Source organism: Camelimonas sp. ID_303_24, from assembly GCF_053543495.1.
Genome location: NZ_JBLLJM010000001.1, coordinates 26,867 through 43,316, shown reverse-complemented (window position 1 = coordinate 43,316; position 16,450 = coordinate 26,867). Strand labels below are relative to the sequence as shown.

18 protein-coding genes are annotated in these 16,450 nt (G+C 61.4%); 5 read left to right on the top strand and 13 right to left on the bottom strand.

Annotated features, from left to right (window positions below):
* Positions 1-64: 64 nt before the first annotated feature.
* The 3 genes from ACERNI_RS00225 (at position 65) to ACERNI_RS00215 (ending at position 4,076) form a co-directional block, all read left to right on the top strand.
* On the top strand, positions 65-1,348 hold the full coding sequence (locus ACERNI_RS00225) for an acetyl-CoA hydrolase/transferase family protein (protein ID WP_448831269.1): 1,284 nt from the start codon (positions 65-67) through the stop codon (positions 1,346-1,348).
* Positions 1,349-1,462: 114 nt separating this feature from the next.
* Positions 1,463-2,614: a CaiB/BaiF CoA transferase family protein gene (locus tag ACERNI_RS00220; RefSeq protein WP_448831268.1), complete on the top strand. Its 1,152-nt coding sequence runs from the start codon at positions 1,463-1,465 to the stop codon at positions 2,612-2,614.
* Positions 2,615-3,077: 463 nt separating this feature from the next.
* On the top strand, positions 3,078-4,076 hold the full coding sequence (locus tag ACERNI_RS00215) for a glycosyltransferase family 2 protein (protein WP_448831267.1): 999 nt from the start codon (positions 3,078-3,080) through the stop codon (positions 4,074-4,076).
* A 2-nt stretch (positions 4,077-4,078) separates the two neighbouring features.
* Here ACERNI_RS00215 and ACERNI_RS00210 read toward each other — a convergent pair whose 3' ends face one another.
* From ACERNI_RS00210 to ACERNI_RS00185, 6 genes are all read right to left on the bottom strand, one after another.
* Positions 4,079-5,017: a rhamnosyltransferase gene (locus ACERNI_RS00210; RefSeq protein ID WP_448831266.1), complete on the bottom strand. Its 939-nt coding sequence runs from the start codon at positions 5,015-5,017 to the stop codon at positions 4,079-4,081.
* Between the two features lie 88 nt (positions 5,018-5,105).
* On the bottom strand, positions 5,106-5,501 hold the full coding sequence (locus ACERNI_RS00205; protein ID WP_448831265.1) for a (R)-mandelonitrile lyase: 396 nt from the start codon (positions 5,499-5,501) through the stop codon (positions 5,106-5,108).
* 656 nt (positions 5,502-6,157) lie between these two features.
* Positions 6,158-6,457: an ArsR/SmtB family transcription factor gene (locus tag ACERNI_RS00200; protein ID WP_425486195.1), complete on the bottom strand. Its 300-nt coding sequence runs from the start codon at positions 6,455-6,457 to the stop codon at positions 6,158-6,160.
* A gap of 127 nt (positions 6,458-6,584) precedes the next feature.
* Positions 6,585-7,226, bottom strand: a complete 642-nt coding sequence (locus ACERNI_RS00195) for an SDR family oxidoreductase (protein ID WP_448831264.1) — start codon at positions 7,224-7,226, stop codon at positions 6,585-6,587.
* An 89-nt stretch (positions 7,227-7,315) separates the two neighbouring features.
* Positions 7,316-8,287: an LLM class oxidoreductase gene (locus tag ACERNI_RS00190; RefSeq protein WP_196108358.1), complete on the bottom strand. Its 972-nt coding sequence runs from the start codon at positions 8,285-8,287 to the stop codon at positions 7,316-7,318.
* Between the two features lie 287 nt (positions 8,288-8,574).
* Complete coding sequence (locus ACERNI_RS00185; RefSeq protein WP_058096421.1) at positions 8,575-8,973, bottom strand: RidA family protein; 399 nt, start codon at positions 8,971-8,973, stop codon at positions 8,575-8,577.
* Between the two features lie 186 nt (positions 8,974-9,159).
* Between ACERNI_RS00185 and ACERNI_RS00180 the strand changes: the two genes are divergently transcribed.
* Positions 9,160-9,720, top strand: a complete 561-nt coding sequence (locus ACERNI_RS00180; protein ID WP_198427187.1) for a TetR/AcrR family transcriptional regulator — start codon at positions 9,160-9,162, stop codon at positions 9,718-9,720.
* A 29-nt stretch (positions 9,721-9,749) separates the two neighbouring features.
* On the opposite strand, the gene ACERNI_RS00175 is transcribed toward ACERNI_RS00180, so the two are convergent.
* From ACERNI_RS00175 to ACERNI_RS00145, 7 genes are all read right to left on the bottom strand, one after another.
* On the bottom strand, positions 9,750-10,289 hold the full coding sequence (locus ACERNI_RS00175) for an RraA family protein (RefSeq protein WP_318283168.1): 540 nt from the start codon (positions 10,287-10,289) through the stop codon (positions 9,750-9,752).
* A gap of 142 nt (positions 10,290-10,431) precedes the next feature.
* Positions 10,432-11,385, bottom strand: coding sequence for a YeeE/YedE thiosulfate transporter family protein (locus ACERNI_RS00170; RefSeq protein WP_058096420.1), 954 nt, complete (start codon positions 11,383-11,385; stop codon positions 10,432-10,434).
* Positions 11,386-11,462: 77 nt separating this feature from the next.
* The gene (acuI, locus tag ACERNI_RS00165) at positions 11,463-12,449 is read right to left on the bottom strand and encodes an acrylyl-CoA reductase (NADPH) (protein ID WP_196108356.1); all 987 of its coding nucleotides are present in this window, start codon (positions 12,447-12,449) and stop codon (positions 11,463-11,465) included.
* Positions 12,450-12,812: 363 nt separating this feature from the next.
* Positions 12,813-13,259 carry a hypothetical protein gene (locus ACERNI_RS00160; RefSeq protein ID WP_318283167.1) on the bottom strand — a complete coding sequence of 149 codons (447 nt, stop codon included), beginning with the start codon at positions 13,257-13,259 and terminating at the stop codon, positions 12,813-12,815.
* A 73-nt stretch (positions 13,260-13,332) separates the two neighbouring features.
* Entirely contained in the window at positions 13,333-13,905 is a 573-nt protein-coding gene (locus ACERNI_RS00155) for a hypothetical protein (protein ID WP_196108355.1), read from the bottom strand.
* A gap of 530 nt (positions 13,906-14,435) precedes the next feature.
* Entirely contained in the window at positions 14,436-15,176 is a 741-nt protein-coding gene (locus tag ACERNI_RS00150; RefSeq protein WP_448831263.1) for a ferredoxin reductase, read from the bottom strand.
* The gene (locus ACERNI_RS00145) at positions 15,169-15,774 is read right to left on the bottom strand and encodes a molybdopterin-dependent oxidoreductase (protein WP_058096408.1); all 606 of its coding nucleotides are present in this window, start codon (positions 15,772-15,774) and stop codon (positions 15,169-15,171) included. The genes ACERNI_RS00150 and ACERNI_RS00145 overlap by 8 nt, the downstream gene beginning before the upstream one ends.
* A gap of 141 nt (positions 15,775-15,915) precedes the next feature.
* On the opposite strand from ACERNI_RS00145, the gene ACERNI_RS00140 reads away from it, so the two are divergent.
* Complete coding sequence (locus tag ACERNI_RS00140) at positions 15,916-16,443, top strand: MarR family winged helix-turn-helix transcriptional regulator (RefSeq protein ID WP_082657960.1); 528 nt, start codon at positions 15,916-15,918, stop codon at positions 16,441-16,443.
* The last annotated feature ends 7 nt before the right edge of the window (positions 16,444-16,450 follow it).

Here is a 16,450-nt window from a genome sequence, read left to right as displayed (position 1 = left end):
GCCTGATCGAAAAGCGCTCTGACCCCACGCCCAGTTCTCACACCCTGCCTCCACGGAATCTTCCATGTCCCTGCCCGCCCCGACCTCCGCCAGCGCCCTTGATCTCAGAGGGCTGATCCGCCCCGGCGATACGGTCGTGGTTGGCCAGGGCACCGGCGAACCAACGGCGCTCACAGAGGCGCTGGTGGCGCAGGCGGGCGACATCGGGCCAGTCAGGGTGTTTCTCGGCGCCCTGTTTTCGCGCACCTTCTCGCCGGACGCTGCGCCGAACCTGTCGTTCACCGGCTATGGCGGCATCCAGCAGGCCGGCGCGCTGGCCCGCGCTGGCCGGCTCGATCCGGTGACCACCCACTACAGCCAGTTGCCCGGCCTGTTCGACAGCGACTTCCAGCGCGCCGACGTGGTGATGATGCAGCTCAGCCCTGGCCCGGACGGCCGGGCGCCGTCGCTGGGCATGATCTCCGACTATCTGGCCGCCGCCGCGCGCAAGGCGCGGGTGGTGATCGCCCAGCTCAATGGCCTGGCGCCATGGACGTTCGGGGCGGAGCTGCCCGCCGATGTGCGCGTCGATGTGTGTGTCCAGGATGACCGCGAGCCGGTGATCCTGGCCGCGGCGAAAGTGGGCCCCACCGAAGAAGCCATCGCCGCGCACGTCGCCGGCCTGGTTCCAGATGGCGCGGTGATCGAGATCGGCATCGGCGCGATGCCGGACGCCATCCTGTCGGCGTTGAAAGGCCACCGCGACCTGGGCTTCCATTCCGGCATGATCAGCGACCGCACGGTCGATCTGATCGAGGCCGGCGTCATCACCAATGCGCTGAAGCCATATGATGCGGGCGCATCGATCGCCGGCTGCCTGTTCGGCGGGCGGCGGCTGTTTGACTTCGCCCACAACAATACGGCATTGCAGATGCGCACGCCGGACTATACCCATGGCTTCGCGGCGCTGGCGCGGTTGCCGAAATTCACCGCCCTGAATTCGGCGGTGGAGGTCGATCTCACCGGCCAGGTCAACGCCGAGGTGGTTGGCGGCGCCTATGTGGGCGCCATCGGCGGCCAGGTGGACTTCGTGCGCGGCGCCATGGCCGCGCCTGGCGGCCGCTCGATCATCGCCCTGCCGGCGACGGCGAAGGGCGGCGCATTGAGCCGCATCGTCCCCACCCTCTCCGGCCCGGTGACGACGGCCCGGGGCGACGCGGACACCTTCGTCACCGAATTCGGCGTGGCTGAACTGCGCGGCCAGTCCCTGGCGGAGCGGGCCCGGCGGATGATCGCCATCGCCCACCCGGATTTCCGGGAAGAGCTGGAGCAGGCGGCGCACGCGTTTTTCCGCTCAGCCAGGGCGTGAAGGCGGACCGCAGTCCGCTCACCCGGATTGCCGCGTCAGCCTTGGGCGGCTTTCATCATCACCCGCAGACGCGCCCGCGCGCTGCATCTGACCTTGAACAACAGGACTGACATCATGAGCGGACCCCTCGCTGGCCTGCGCGTCGTTGAAATGGCCGGCATCGGCCCGGCCCCCATGGCGGCCATGCTGCTGGCCGACCTCGGCGCCACCGTCATTCGCATCGAGCGCCAGGCGCCGAGCGGTCTCGGCGTGCCGCGGCCACCGAAGTTCAATCTGCTGAACCGCAACCGCCACTCCGCCTCCTTCGATCTGAAGAGCGAGGAAGGCATCGAGGCGACGCTGGAACTGATTGAACAGGCCGACGCGCTGATCGAGGGTTTTCGCCCTGGCACGATGGAGCGGCTCGGTCTTGGCCCGGATGTCTGCCTCGCCCGCAACCCAAAGCTGGTTTATGGCCGCATGACGGGTTGGGGCCAGGAAGGCCCGCTGGCCAAGGTCGCTGGCCATGACATGAACTACCTCGGCCTCACCGGCGCCCTGGCCGCCATTGGCCGCAAGGACCAGCTGCCATCGCCGCCTTTGAACCTGGTGGCGGACTATGGCGGCGGCGCTCTGTATCTGGCCTTCGGCCTGGTGTCGGCGGTGCTGTCGGCGCGCCAGACCGGCGAAGGCCAGGTGGTCGACACCGCCATGGTCGACGGCGCAGCCTCGCTCATGCTCTCCGCCTACGGCCTGCACGAAGCCGGCCTGTACAGCGACAAGCGCGGTGACAACATCCTCGATTCCGGCGCCCCCTGGTACGACGTGTATGAATGCGCCGATGGCGGCCTGCTGGCCATCGCGCCGATCGAACAGAAGTTCCGCGACGAGTTCTACCAGATCGTCGGCATTGATCGCGCCAGCCTTGGCAACGACGACGACAAGGCCAATTGGCCGGCGGTGCGCGAGGTTTTGACCGCGAAAATCCGCGAGAAAACCCGCGCCGGGTGGGAGAAGGCCTTCGAAGGCTCCGACGCCTGCGTGTCGCCAGTGCTGAACATGGCCGAAGCCCCGACGCATCCGCACCTGGTCGCCCGCGGCACCTTCATCGACATCGACGGCGTCACCCAGCCCGGCCCGGCCCCGCGCTTCAGCAAGACCGTGCCGGCCAAACCGACCGGCCCCGAATTGCCTGGCGCCGGCACCGAGGCGGCGCTGGCCGAATGGGGTTTCTCGGCTGAACGCATCGCCGACATGAAGGCGCGCGGCGTCGTCGGCAACCGCTGACAGGCGACGCTGCTTCTCCTGAAGGCGCGTCTGCGAAACCGCGCCTGAAGGCCCCGCTGAACGGGAGCCTCGACGTCATGCCCGCGCCTGTTGCGGGCATCCACGTTTTGCCCACCAGGCCGCGCAGGCGGGCGCCGCCTTCATGGATGACCGGCACAAGCCCGGCCCGGGCGGCGGCAGAGCCATGACTGGCGCGGCGGGCCGGAGACCGGGGCCTCGTGGATCATCATGGAGGGTTCGCAGCAAGGCAGATGCGGGCAGGACGGCGTATGGGCCCGGCGCCACGCCGCGCTTTTCAGGGATCGTCCTGGAACGCAAGAACCTTTATCTTGAGCGAATTCTGGTCGACCAGACAATTCCGTTTGATCGGAAAGCGCTCTAATGAAGCAATCCTGAAAATCTCCGCAGCCTGACGTCCGCGCCTGTTGCGGACGTCCAGCGCCGGAGCGCGGCAAAGGCGACCATGACAGAAGCCACTCCTGACATCTCCGCCAGGCTCCGGTCTCCCGCCCGCCTCGACATTGTCATCGTCAACTGGAACGCGGGCGCGCTGCTGGCCGACTGCCTGAAGGCGCTGGCAGGCAGCACAATCGCCGGCGACCTGCATGTCTTCGTGGTCGACAACGCCTCGCACGACGGCTCGTGGCAGGCAGCCGAAGCCGCATATCCCATGCGCGTCACCCTGATGCGCAACCCGGACAATCGCGGCTTTGGCGCGGCCTGCAACCAGGCGGCGTTCGCCGGCGCGGCGCCGCACATCCTGTTTCTCAACCCTGACACCCGGGTGTTGCCCGATACGCTGGAAAAGGCGCTGGGGTTCATCGCCCAGCCCTTCCAGGGCGGCCAGCCGCCTGGCGTCACCGGCGTACAGCTTGTCGATGATGCGGGCGTGGTTCAACGCACCTGCGCCAATGCTCCCTCGGCCGGTCGTCTGCTCGGCCGGGCCCTGGCCATCGACAAGGTCGCGCCCGCGCTGGTGAAACCACTGTTCATGACCGGGTGGGACCATGGCGACACCCGCCCGGTAGCCCAGGTTATGGGCGCCTTCCTGCTCATTGGCCGGCCGCTGTTCACGCAGCTTGGCGGCTTCGACGAGCGGTTCTTCGTCTATTACGAGGACATGGACCTGTGTGTGCGCGCCGCCGCCGCCGGCCGCGCCGTCGTGCATGACGCCGGCGCCCAGGTCTGGCACCAGAGCCAGGGCACCACGGCCCAGGTGAAGGATCGGCGCCAGTTCTACTTCTGGCGCAGCGAGGCGCTGTTCGCGGCGAAGCACTACGGCCTGGCCACCGCCTGGGCCGTGCTGGCGGCGCAATTGCTGGTGCAAACGCCGCTACGGGTGGTGCAGACCCTGGCGCGCCGTCGCCCGGGAGAATGGCGGCAGGTTCTGCGCGGCGCCGGCATGTTATTGCGCGACCTGCCGGCGCTGGCCGGAAAGCTCAGGGACGCGGCGCGGCGCTGAACTCAGTTCTCCGGCGCATCGGGAGGCGGGCCAAGGCGGCCGCGCAGGCCCTCCATGGCCGCTTGCAACAGTCGGCGCGCGACGGCTGGGGCGTAGTGCTGGTCGCGCCAGTACAACAGGCACTGGGCCGGCAGATAGACGATCTGGCGCGCCCGGAAGCCGCGTGGCAAATGTCGCAAACGCAGCCCATAGACATTGTTGCGCACATAAGTCGCCATGCGGAACAGCTTCTGGCGCGGCATGGCCACGGAGCCGGCGCGGATCTGCCCTTCCCCAACCGTGTGGGGCATGGTCTGCTGCGGATCCAGCCAGATCGAGAAACCCGCCGCCCAGGCGCGGAAGCACCACTCCAGATCCACCGCGTCGATGAAATAATCATCACGAAACGGGCCCACGTGGCGAAACACGGCGATGTCGAGCAACGAGCCGGAGGTGGCCAGAAAATCCACCGGCATGGCGCCCACTGTCTCGTCTTCGCCGGATCGGCGGAACACGCGCGGCGCCTTGTAGCTTTCGCCAGCCGGTGAGACCATCAATGGTCCAACGATGGCTGGAAACGCCCCCGCCAGCACCAGTTGCGCCCGCGTGGCGGCCAGGCCGGCGACCATGCCTGGCGCCGGCCGTGAATCCTGATCGAACAGGCAGATCGCCTCGAAGCCGGCCAGGGCAGCGGCAAGCGTCAGCATGTTGAGCGCCGTGGCGATGCCGAAATTAACCGGCGCCTCAATCAACTCCACTCCCGGCGCCAGGGCCAGCAGTTCCTCACGCAGCCCCGCGTCCAGCCGGCCGTTGACGAACAGATAGACCTGGCCAACCTCGGGCGAAACGGCGGCGATCAGCGCCAGCAACCGGGAGCGGTCAGGGCCGAACAGCACCACGCCGGCGGCGATCCCCGTTGCCGCTGGCGGCGTCTGCTCTCCGGTCGGAATGGGTCCGCTCATGCCGGCTTGGGTCCTTGCGCTGGGCAACCTGCCAAGAGCGTTTGCCACGGGCGTTTGCCAGATCGTCCGGTCCGGCCTGACCGGCGCCTCACCCCTCATACTGGGCGTCGGTCACATGTTCCAGCCAGGTCACGGCGCTGCCGTCGATAACTTCCTGAATGGCCATGTGGGTCATCGCCACATCTGGCGCCGCGCCATGCCAGTGTTTCTCGCCAGCGGGAAACCACACAACGTCGCCAGGGCGGATTTCCTCCACCGGCCCGCCCTCCCGCTGTACGCGGCCAACCCCGGCGGTGACGACAAGCGTCTGCCCGGCAGGGTGCGTGTGCCAGGCGGTGCGGGCGCCCGGCTCAAACGTAACGCTGGCGCCAGCGACGCGCCCCGGCGCCTCGGCCGCGAACAGCGGATCAATGCGCACAACCCCGGTAAACCAGTCCTGCGGTCCTTTGGCGGAGACGTTGGCGCCGACGCGGGTGATCCTCATGGCTGTATCCTTCTTGAGCGACAGGGAGCCCCGGTACACTATCCGGACGCTGGCTGCCGGGCCACCAGGCGCCCAACACAAAACGCTGCATACGAAAGCTGCCAGCATGGGACATATATCGGCCCGAAGCCGTGCGGCGGCGAGGGCCATATGGCATTTTTCAGCGAAACAAGACGGCGGAAGCGCTGAACAGCTTGTCGCCCCCTTCCCATGCGCGTAGCCGAGTGCTCCAAAAGGAAAACCCCCGGACGCCAATGCGTTCGGGGGTTATTGTGTTTTGGTTGCGGGGGCAGGATCTAATCTTTACTTGCTACCTGAGCAAGTAAAGATGGTTGCGGGGACCGGCGTCGATCATAACTTGCGATCGACGCCGGTAAAGATGGTTGCGGGAGGGCGCAACCATCTTTACTTGCAAGCCTCTTGCAATGAACCGTCGAAGGTCACCGCTGAGGAAGCTGTAGGTGAAGTTCAAAGCTTTCTCACAAATCTTTTTCAGACAGCAGCTTAGAAGAAGGACGGAGCCGGGTGGTGGGGGGGGCGGCGCTATTCTTCCTTCAATTTCCCTAGTCTTCGAGAATCTGGCAGGTGCAGAGAGAGCACCGCGAACTCAGCGTAGAAGCATCTGGGGGAATCGTGCAGACGAGCTGCTACGGATCTCAAATCAGGTCATGCAACTCTTTTAAGAATGCAGCGATGTTCTCTTCGTTACGCTTATAGTACGTCCAAGGCCCGACCCGGCGCGATGTAACCAGCTTTGCGCGTTGCAAAGCCGTCAAGTATTGCGAAATGGTCGATTGGGATAAGCCAGCGCGCTCCTGGATGATGCTCACGCATACCCCAACTTCGTCGGGATCGACATCCTGTTCGGGGTAGTTCTTTCGTGGCTCCTTGAGCTTGGCCAGGATTGCCAAGCGAGCTGGATTGTCGAGTGCCTTGAGGGCTTCACTGACATCGATAGCCATGATCTTCCGCCGTAGAGATTTTTCACGATATTACGATACCTCGGTATCGTATGCAACGGACCGCCAATCTTCACGACCAGCAGGAATCCAAACCGGTTCCCGCTGGCTGACCGTGAAGGGGCTAGTACCACGAGGGCTTGTCGCCTTCGGTGCCGGGCTTGTTGACACCGACTGACCCGCGCACATAGCGCGTCGGGTCCAGCGACAGTTTCACCACCAGGTCGGCGATACTCTTGCGGGACACTTCCGTGCCCTTAAAGGGTTCGCCCTTCTGGGTAAGCTCATACTCCACCTCGTCGACGTCGGTGAGCCACGCCGGCCGCACGATGGTATAGTCCAGCTTTGAAGCCTCGATAACCTGAGTAGCCGCGCTGTAGGGCTCCAGGTATCCCCCGTCGAGCATCTGGTGATTCCACTTACCGAACTCCCCTGGGACCTCGTCGTAAATGCCCAGGGTCGATATCCAGATCAGGCGATGGACACCCGCCGCTTCCAGTGCCGCGACGACCGACCTTGCCTGGTCTTCAATGTCGTCCCCTCCCAGATTGGCATAGACTATGTCCTTGCCTTCTACGACCTGTCGCAGGTGGTCGGTGTCGGTCACGTCACCCTCAACAATCTCGACGCGATCACCTGCCAGATTTCGCAGGCGCTCGGACCTTCGCAGATAAAGGGTCAGGTCGAGACCTTCCTCATCGACAAAATGACTCACTGCATGGCGCGCTATCTTGCCGGCAGCGCCCAATACCAAGACCTTGGTCATGACGTATCTCCTTCTTTGATGATCTCCACCATTGGAGAACTGCTTTGAGTTGCTGTTTCGGGACTTCGCGCCCCATGACATGTACCGGCTCAGTCAGCCTGGGCGCCAAACCGGGGCACGATGTGCAAACCAAGCTCTTCGACTACTTCGGGAGCTGGTCGACGACCGTATTTGAGATTGAGGATGACGTGATCCACACCGATCCCCTCGAGGGCTTCCAGCAGCTTCACGAGATAGTCTCTCCCAAGCATGAACCCCAAATGGATCGGAGTCGGCGGCGTCGCGGGATGCGTGTCGAGATCGATGTAAAGGGACTGGAGGAATGGTTTGTAGACATCGCCCACTTGCGTCGAGACTGTCTGGCGCCAGCTCTCCACAACTTGCTGCTGCGCCTGGGGTGGGCGTGGATATGTTATCCAACCGCTGCTCTCCCGCGCGATCCACTCAAGGGATTGACGACTGTTGCCGGTTACGAAGAACGGGATCTCATTCGTGGTCGGTTTCGGGATCAGGTCAGCGTTTGCCAGGAGTCCGCGACTCCATTGCAACGGCTCGAAGCTGGTGCGCTGCGCGCGTCGAATGATATCCAGGTTCTCGCGAAAGATTTCCGCCCGTTTATCAGGATCCAACCCGAACGCGGGAAACTCAACAGGTCGATCGCCGGACGCGACGCCTAGAAGCAGCCGACCCTCGCTGAGCTGGTCCACGCTAGCTGCTGCCTTCGCGGTATGGAGGGGATGGCGCAGGGGGATCGCGATTGATGCGGTGCCGAGCGCAATTTTCGACGTCTGTGCGGCGATGAAGCCAAGATAGACCCACGGATCGAAAACCTGCCCTACATCGCCAAAGCTCGGGTCGCGCAAAGGCACATCGCGAAACCAGAGCGTTGAAAATCCCAGCTCCTCAGAGCGCTTTGCCAGCTCAACCTGATTGCGCATGGTCGGCATATCGCCGTCAAACGCTTCGATAGGGAAAAACAAGCCGACGCTGAGCTTTCCACGCCTGAACGTGTGCCGGAATCCGCGATGCTGATCGTAGGAGATTGGACTTGGCTGATACATAGTCTGGATTCCGTTCGCTGTCGTTGGTTTCCTCATCATAATAACTGGATATCGGGATATGTCAATATCCCAAAATCTAGAAATGCGTCGCTCGGCCAGTGTCTCTTGTAGTGCATAAGGAGTTTATGGTGGCGATCCGGCAAATCGGGTTACGTAACTCCACACGCGGATCGCCGACCTCCCGTTATACCGGCCGAGGCGGCCGACCTATCTGCCGACCGCTGCGCAACTTAGGCGAGCCATGGTCCGCCCGAGTACGCTTTGTCGCGGTAGCGGCCTAACCTGCGTCAGGCTCCGGTAGGAATGCGAGCAATAACTTTGATCTCGAAGTCGAAGCCAGCGAGCCAGTTGACGCCGATGGCCGTCCAGTTCGGATACGGAGCTTGCGGGAAGGCTTCGTTCTTCACGGTCATAAATGTTTCGAATTGCCTCTCGGGATCGGTGTGGAAGGTCGTCACGTCGACGATGTCGTCGAACGTGCAGCCCCCGGCGGCGAGAGTGGCGCGCAGGTTGGCGAAGGCGAGGCGAACCTGCTCGGCATAGTCCGGCTCTGGTGAGCCATCAGTTCGGCTACCGACTTGGCCAGACACGAACAGCAGATCGCCAGAACGGATCGCAGCCGAATATCCATGAGCTTCATAGAGTGAGTGGCGGTCAGCAGGGAAAACAGCTTGAGGCTGGGGCATGACATGGTCCTTTCAGGTCTCTTCTCCCGCATAAGGCCGATCGGGCCGCGGGACTTCACAGCAACTGGCACATTTGATATACGGGCCGTATGTGGAAATAATTCATATACGGCCCGTATGTCAACCTGCATACGGACCGTATATGAGAAGAGGTTGGACATGCCCCCCCGAAGCCGCGTCGAAACGATGGAAGAGAATCGTGCCAAGCTAATCGCGGCAGCGCGCAAAGCGTTCGCAGAGAAAGGATTTGCCGCAGCGTCGATGGACGACTTGGCCGCCGATGCAGGGCTGACGCGAGGCGCCCTCTACCATAATTTCGGCGACAAGAAGGGCCTGTTGGCCGCCGTCGTTGCCGAGGTCGATGGAGAGATGGCAACGCGTGCGCGAAAGGCAGCGTTAGGGAAGAAAAGCGGGTGGGAGCAATTGTTGGCGGAAGGCGTTGCCTATATCGAAATGGCACTTGAACCCGAAGTCCAGCGGATCGTTTTACTGGATGGCCCGGCCTTTCTGGGCGACCCATCGCAATGGCCGAGCCAGAATGCGTGTCTCCAAATGACGAAGCAGGCCGTCACCGGGTTGGTCTCAGATGGGACTATCAAGCCGGTAGATGTTGATGCAGCATCTCGACTGCTTTCGGGCGCAGCGTTGACGGCCGCCTTGTGGGTAGCGGCGAGCGAAGAACCGCGAGCGGCTCTTCCCAGAGCCGTTGAGGCGTTTCAATTTATGGCTTCGGGACTTCTGGCGTAGTCAGGCTAGCTGCCCCCTACGCCCACCCGTCATGCCTTGTCGCTTGCCGATCCGCGGTCGCTCGCCGGGAGTTCGCCGCGGATGACGTCAAGATAGTAGCTGTCCTGCGCCTGGACTTCCTGTGCCGCCTTGAGCGCTTGATGCGCAAGCCCGGCCGGAAGGATGACCGTACCGGCACCGTCGGCAAATACGTAGTCGCCGGGGACGACCGTTACGCCCGCGAGATTGACGGGTTCGTTTACTGCGACAGGCATTAAGTCCCCCGTTCCAGCCCTTAGCGTGGTCCCCCGGCAATAGAAGACTGGTTCGTAAGTCGCGAGTTCCTCGAAGTCGCGCAGGCGACCGTCTGTGATCATGCCGGCGAGTTCCAGATTGTGCAGCCGCGAGAGTTTCGTTCCGCCGCCAACCGAAACGTCCGAATGGCCGCTGCTGTCCAACACGAGAACCTTGCCTTTGGGCGCTGCGCCGACGGCCTCGTAAAACAGACGGGAGAAGCTGTTTACATTCTCGTCGAAGAGATCATCGCGCAATGGCAGCATACGCATGGTGACGGCCGGCCCAAAGAGCACCTTCCCAGGCGTCGGAGAGACGAGATCGAGCAGTGGGCTCGGTGGTTGCAGATGCGCCCAAGGGCATCACAAACAGATGCCGATGTCACGGATTTCCAAATGTCGTCGATATCTTCCATCATTCGGTCCTTTCAAACTATGCTCAATCGCCCCACGCCATGGCTTTGGAGCCAAAGCCTGCGATAAGCGCGGCCAATACGCCGACGATGACCACATATGCGAGCAATGCCTGCCAAGCCGCCCCTGGGAATCCGGTCAGCAACAGGGTGTCATTGCCACCTGGAATGAGCACTGCGCCCAGGCCCATAAGAATTCCGCCCGTCAGATGACGTAGCATGCCGCCCCAGGTCGGAAGCTTGAAGCGGAACGCTCTGTTGCGAAGAAGTGAAGAGGCGATGCTCCCCAAAGACATTCCCATCACAGCGACCGCACCGGCAACGGGCACGCTCACCACGGCCTCGATGGAGGCCGTTATCGAGAAAAGCGGCGCTACGCTCGCGAGCGTTGCAAAGCTTACGCCAATCAGGCCCATGGAAACGGTAAGAACACGGAAGTTGGCACGGTCGCGACGGGCGAGAAAAAATCGGATTCCAACGACCACAATGATCAGCCCAACGAACAGCATGGCGCCCCCGAGCAACGGCAAGCTCAGCGGAGGGTGCTCAGGAAGTAGTTTTGCGATCGGTTCGACGAAGGTGACAAGGAAGATGCCCACAAACACCAGGCTGACCTGGATATCACCGTTGCCGATATGGCCAATGGATCCGAAAACGCAGGCGCCATTTACGTAGCTGCCAAGCGCGAAAAGGATTGCACCCGCAAGCAGATATTCTATCGGTAGCCAACCTGCGGGCATGAACGGTGCGACGTCAAGAATGGCGTAGACAACTCCCGCCCATAGAGCACTTTCCAGCAGGGCAATCGATCTGGCAGGCCGCTTACGCAACACCCAGTCGGCCGTAGCGATCACGGTGCATATCGAACCGCGATTGAGCGCAAATCCGAGGATGAACGCGAGCGCCGCAATCAACAATGCGCCCAGCCAGTCTGTTGCGGACATGCTGGAGAACGATAGTTCAGGGAAAATGCTCGTCATTTCATAACCATTGCTTGGGCGTCGCGGCGCGTGTCGCTACGCTGATATCATTGGACAAGTTGCTCGGCAGTCGCCGTTCATTCTATGTCGACGACCACTCGCCCACGTATCTTGCCTTCCAGTATATCGGTTGCGGCCGACTGCACGTCGGCAAGCTGAATGGAACTGGTCATGGCGGCCAGCTTGTCACGGTCGAGGTCACGGGCGATCCGATCCCAAGCTTCCAGTCGCAAAGACTTTCTTGCTCTCACCGAGTCGATGCCGAGTAGTGCCACACTTCGCAGTATGAAAGGAGCGACAGAGGTTGGCAGATCCATGCCACCGGCAAGGCCGCAAGCAGCGACGGCTCCGCCGTATTGAATGCTCGAAAGAAGATTGGCCAAGGTGCTGGAGCCGACCGAGTCGACTCCGACCGCCCAACGCTCTTTTGCCAGCGGGCGGCCCGGACCTGAAAGCTCGGAACGCTCGATAATCTCGGTCGCTCCGAGTTCACTGAGATAATCCGTTTCGCTGACACGTCCCGTCGAGGCAACAACGTGCCAGCCGGCCTTGGCGAGAAAGGCGATGGCCATCGATCCGACACCCCCAGCCGCACCGGTCACGATCGCTGGGCCGTCACCCGGGTTGCACCCGTGCCGTTCCAGCGCAAGTACCGACAGCATTGCTGTGAAGCCCGCCGTACCAACTGCCATGGCCTGAGATGGCGTCAGCCCCTTCGGCAACGGAATAAGCCAGTCGCCCCGGACCCTTGCTTTCTCGGCATATGACCCCAGGTGAGTCTCGCCGGTTCCCCAGCCGTTGAGGATCACACGATCACCCACCTGAAAGTCTGGGTTATCGGAAGCCTCCACGATACCCGCGCAGTCAACCCCGGGAATCATGGGAAACCGACGCACCACCGGGCTCTTGCCGGTCAAGGCCAACCCGTCCTTGTAGTTGAGCGTGGAGTGGGTCACCCGGATTGTGACGTCACCATCCATCAGATCGTCGACCTTGAAATCCTTGAGGGCGACAGTCTGGCCGTCGTCGGTCTTTTCGATAACCACCGCCTTGAAACTACTCATGAAGATTTTCTCCCCAGCAACCGAAAGCCCCGAACGAAGTCGATCACCTTCTCAGTAGACATCTCACAGGGCTTGAGCGAAGTGTTGCCCGACCCCAGACGATACATATTGAAACTGACGATATCGGTTCCCGCCAATTCGCGAGCGAAGAGGCTGTTGCGTCGCGCGTCGTCAGATCGACGGACACTGACGCCATACCGACCGCCCTGGTAGACACCTTCGCTGTACCCCGAAGGCAAAGCGGCTAGTGCAGTTTCGAAGTCGGCATTCCCATCTACGTTCCCGCACGTCGATCGCGCCGCGCATCCGTCATGCCGTCCAGGACCTTTTCGCAGGGCCATTGGATCATCGGAAGTTCGATCGCTAGGCAACATCTTCGACCACCAGCTTCCGCCCCTTGAACTCCACTGTTTCGCCAGCTCGAGCGCCTTCAAGTGCTTCGAAGATCGGGGCCATCGTAGAAATCCCCATCATCTCGCGACCGTCGATCGTGAATCTGCCGGTGGACACGGCTATGACGAACTCGCGACCCGATAGCCGGACGAGAGCGCCAGCGGTTACGGTCGACTTCGGGCCAAAGTCGATCTTGTTTAACGTTTCAAGCTTGTCGCCATAGTCGTGAAGGGTATCGTCGAGCGCCTCGGAAAAATCGCTGGCGGTTTCAGCCTGGGCTTGCTCATCGTTTTCGATCGGCTCACTGCGATCTAGCCGAGCGTCCGCAACATAGTCGAGATATTCTTCCCTGGCGCTCTGAAAGGCGGCAGTTTCAAGCGAAAGCATGGTCTCTTTGATCAGGTTCTTGTCCATCATTGCTCTTCCTTGGGGTCTGATTGTCTGGGTCCTTACGATCGGCCATGGACGCTGCCCGATGGCCAGACAGTGCTCACTCGTCGTCGGCGAGTTCCGTGCCCTGATATGGAATCCGGTTCAGTCGGGAATCTCGCAGAATGCTCGTAACCAGCCACACATACGACTGCTCCGCGGTGTCAAAGCCGAGCACCGAGTACGATTGACCGAACGGGCAGTCAGGAAAGTCCGGGAAACCTATGCGAAGTACGTAGCGCTCGGGGTCGTTATCGAATTCCCGCTTGTAGACTTTGCGAAGGCCGTATCTGCTCGGGACATCGTTGTCCCCAACGACATCCGTGTCACGCTTTGCGAGCAGCCGGTCGGCCAAACCACTGTCGCCGATCTCATCAAATATATCGAAGGCATCCACGAGCAATCCCTTGCTTTTGGATCCTCGATCGGAAATGGCATAGATGTTGGATGCGTCCTCGCCATCCCGGCCGCTCACCAAGCGGAGCGCGGAGTCGACCTGGATGTTGCTCGACTCGAGCTCGGAGCCGAGCACCAGATCAAAAAGTCTGCCATCTTTAATGCGGTATTCACGCTCATAACCTTGGCTCACGAGCTGGTTCACCGCCTCAACAACATCAGATACTCTTAGTCTCATCTGCATCTCCTTTGGTGTTATTCGGCCATCAGGGGCGCTCGGATGTATCAACGAGCACAATGCTTATGATTGCATCCTGACGAACGAATTCCCAATGTGCTGTGACTATAGTTTTGATGCGGAGCAGGCATGTCGCGTCATGCTGGCGCGATCACCTCTCAAGCGTTCCACCCGCCGTCGACGTTGAGGTATTCACCATTGATGAAGGCAGCTTTCGGGCTGCACAGAAAATGCGATCGATGCGGCTATTTCTGCTGTCTTTCCATAGCGTCCGACACTTGTGAGCCCGACTTTTGCGTCATACCCTGGTGTCCCCCGAGGAGGTGCAAGCTCTGTGTCGATGGGCCGGGGCTGGTGTCCGTTGACGGTCACCAGTCGGACCGGGCCCGCGTGAAAGTCCGCGAGTGAAGCCACTCAGGGCGAACTTGCTGGTGATGTAGAGCGTGATTCCTGCGCAGTCGTAGCTATGCTCGAGAGACCGGCTCTTGTGCACCTATTCCGTGCGATCCGCGACGCGGCCGCTGGAGCCCTCACCCCCCATACCGCTCAGTCTTGATCACATCCGGGGCCAGTCCCGAAGCGAGAACGCCATCAGCGGCAATATTGACGAAGCCGTTCGATCCGCAGATGAAGACATGCGCAGGCGTAGAAGGCATGCGGCCAACGACGTCCTTGATCATTGCTTCGTCCACCCGACGCGCAAAATCCGAGGCTCGCCAAGGTGCCTCGCGGGTAATCGCCAGGGTCAGTGCGAAGTTAGGGTCGCCTTCTTCGCTGGAAATGAGTTCCTCGGCGAAGAGGGCGTCGTTTCTCGTACGGGCGGACAGGAGAAGCGCTGTCGGAACGGTAAGCGCGACTGAACGCCTGTGCCGGATCATCGACATGAACGGCGCCACACCGGACCCCGCGCCGATCAAAAGGATCGGGCCGCTTTCTGGCTCCGGCCACAAGAAATGGCCCCCTAAAGGACCGCGCAGTTCAATTTCGTCTCCAGCGACGGCGACTTCGTGGAAGTAGGCAGAGACCTCGCCCTGCAGGTTTTCGATGACGAGCTCAATAGCGTCAGAGCGAGATGGATCGGATGCGATCGAGTAGCTTCGCATCGCCGAGTATCCATCAGGGGCCGTCAGTCGAATGTCGACATGCTGTCCGGCGACATGCGTGAAAGGCTGTGCCAGACGCAGAAAAAAGCTCTTGATGCTCGGCGTGCGTTGGACGATCTCGGAGATCGTTCCGATCTGCCAACCGATCGGCGTGGTACGCTCAATCACCGGAATATCGCTGCTCCTTCCACGGATCGCCGTAGATATGATAGCCGCGCAGTTCCCAAAATCCGGGCTCATCGCGTTCAGTGAACTGGAGCCCGTTCACCCATTTTGCAGACTTCCAGAAGTAAAGGTGTGGAACGAGCAGGCGTGCGGGTCCTCCATGATCGCGCGGGATCGCTTTTCCTTCATACTTCAACGCGACCATCGCCTTGCCGGACGCAAGATCCGCTAGCGGGACATTGGTCGAGTATCCATCGAAGCTGTGGGCGAGAAGGAAGTCGGTGGGATGCTCGACTCCGGCGTCGGCAAGGATATCGTCGATCAGCACACCTTCCCATGCGGTGTTCAGCTTCGACCAAGACGTCACGCAGTGGATATCCCGCGTCATCTTCGTCATCGGCAGGGAGTTGAACTCCGCCCAATTCCAAGCCTTCACGGGCCGTGGGCCGATCTTGAGTGTGAATTTCCAGTCCCCCGGCTCGATGTTCGGCGTCGGCCCTGCGGTGAGGACAGGAAAATAGTCGACAAGATGTTGACCGGGCGGAATCCGTTCCGACTGGTCTCCTCCCGATGGGCGGCCGGTGAACCCTCTGGTAGCCATTCGAAGTCCCCTTGCTTCTAGTGAGTCGACACGCGCGGAGATGTTCCGGCCTGAAAAGGCCGCTTTACACAGACCTCGACCTGTCGCCGCAGATAATATATGACTGACTCATACTTATAACGCTGTGTGGCTGAGAGCGCAATGGATAGAAACGTCTCCGAGCGGCTGGTGAACCTTCTGGGCGCCTTGGCCGTAGGGGTAAACGACCGCATGCACGCCGCGATTGCGCAAACAATGCAGGACGGTGGAGGAACCGTTGCCGCCCTGGTAGCGATCGGTCATGCCCCCGGAATGACGATCGAACAGTTGAGCCGGGTTCTGACCATCACGCATGGTGGAGCTGTCCGGTTGGTCGACCGTTTGCTAGAACGGGGGCTTGTCGAGAAACGCCCTTCACGCACTGATCGCCGAGCCTTCAACCTCGTCTTGACGCCCAGCGCGAAACAACAGCGCGAACAGGTGCTGGAACATCGTCGAGAGGCGCTGACGTGGGCAGTCGGACACGTGCCACACGAGCATCTCGCTGCTTTCGAGAGTGTCGCCGAGACCTTGGTTGCAGCGCTGGCGAGCGACCCACTTTCCGCGCTGACGACATGCCGATATTGCGACGAGAAACGTTGCACCTCATGTCCAATGGAAACGTTCGGCCCCATAGTAATGAAACAATAGACAGAAC

Excerpts from the sequence above, each read along its gene's own strand:
- ACERNI_RS00225 (WP_448831269.1), top strand. The coding sequence starts at position 65 with ATGTCCCTGCCCGCCCCGACCTCCGCCAGCGCCCTTGATCTCAGAGGG.
- ACERNI_RS00220 (WP_448831268.1), top strand. The coding sequence starts at position 1,463 with ATGAGCGGACCCCTCGCTGGCCTGCGCGTCGTTGAAATGGCCGGCATC.
- ACERNI_RS00215 (WP_448831267.1), top strand. The coding sequence starts at position 3,078 with ATGACAGAAGCCACTCCTGACATCTCCGCCAGGCTCCGGTCTCCCGCC.
- ACERNI_RS00210 (WP_448831266.1), bottom strand. The coding sequence starts at position 5,017 with ATGAGCGGACCCATTCCGACCGGAGAGCAGACGCCGCCAGCGGCAACG.
- ACERNI_RS00205 (WP_448831265.1), bottom strand. The coding sequence starts at position 5,501 with ATGAGGATCACCCGCGTCGGCGCCAACGTCTCCGCCAAAGGACCGCAG.
- ACERNI_RS00195 (WP_448831264.1), bottom strand. The coding sequence starts at position 7,226 with ATGACCAAGGTCTTGGTATTGGGCGCTGCCGGCAAGATAGCGCGCCAT.
- ACERNI_RS00190 (WP_196108358.1), bottom strand. The coding sequence starts at position 8,287 with ATGTATCAGCCAAGTCCAATCTCCTACGATCAGCATCGCGGATTCCGG.
- ACERNI_RS00185 (WP_058096421.1), bottom strand. The coding sequence starts at position 8,973 with ATGCCCCAGCCTCAAGCTGTTTTCCCTGCTGACCGCCACTCACTCTAT.
- ACERNI_RS00180 (WP_198427187.1), top strand. The coding sequence starts at position 9,160 with ATGGAAGAGAATCGTGCCAAGCTAATCGCGGCAGCGCGCAAAGCGTTC.
- ACERNI_RS00170 (WP_058096420.1), bottom strand. The coding sequence starts at position 11,385 with ATGACGAGCATTTTCCCTGAACTATCGTTCTCCAGCATGTCCGCAACA.
- acuI (WP_196108356.1), bottom strand. The coding sequence starts at position 12,449 with ATGAGTAGTTTCAAGGCGGTGGTTATCGAAAAGACCGACGACGGCCAG.
- ACERNI_RS00160 (WP_318283167.1), bottom strand. The coding sequence starts at position 13,259 with ATGATGGACAAGAACCTGATCAAAGAGACCATGCTTTCGCTTGAAACT.
- ACERNI_RS00155 (WP_196108355.1), bottom strand. The coding sequence starts at position 13,905 with ATGAGACTAAGAGTATCTGATGTTGTTGAGGCGGTGAACCAGCTCGTG.
- ACERNI_RS00145 (WP_058096408.1), bottom strand. The coding sequence starts at position 15,774 with ATGGCTACCAGAGGGTTCACCGGCCGCCCATCGGGAGGAGACCAGTCG.
- ACERNI_RS00140 (WP_082657960.1), top strand. The coding sequence starts at position 15,916 with ATGGATAGAAACGTCTCCGAGCGGCTGGTGAACCTTCTGGGCGCCTTG.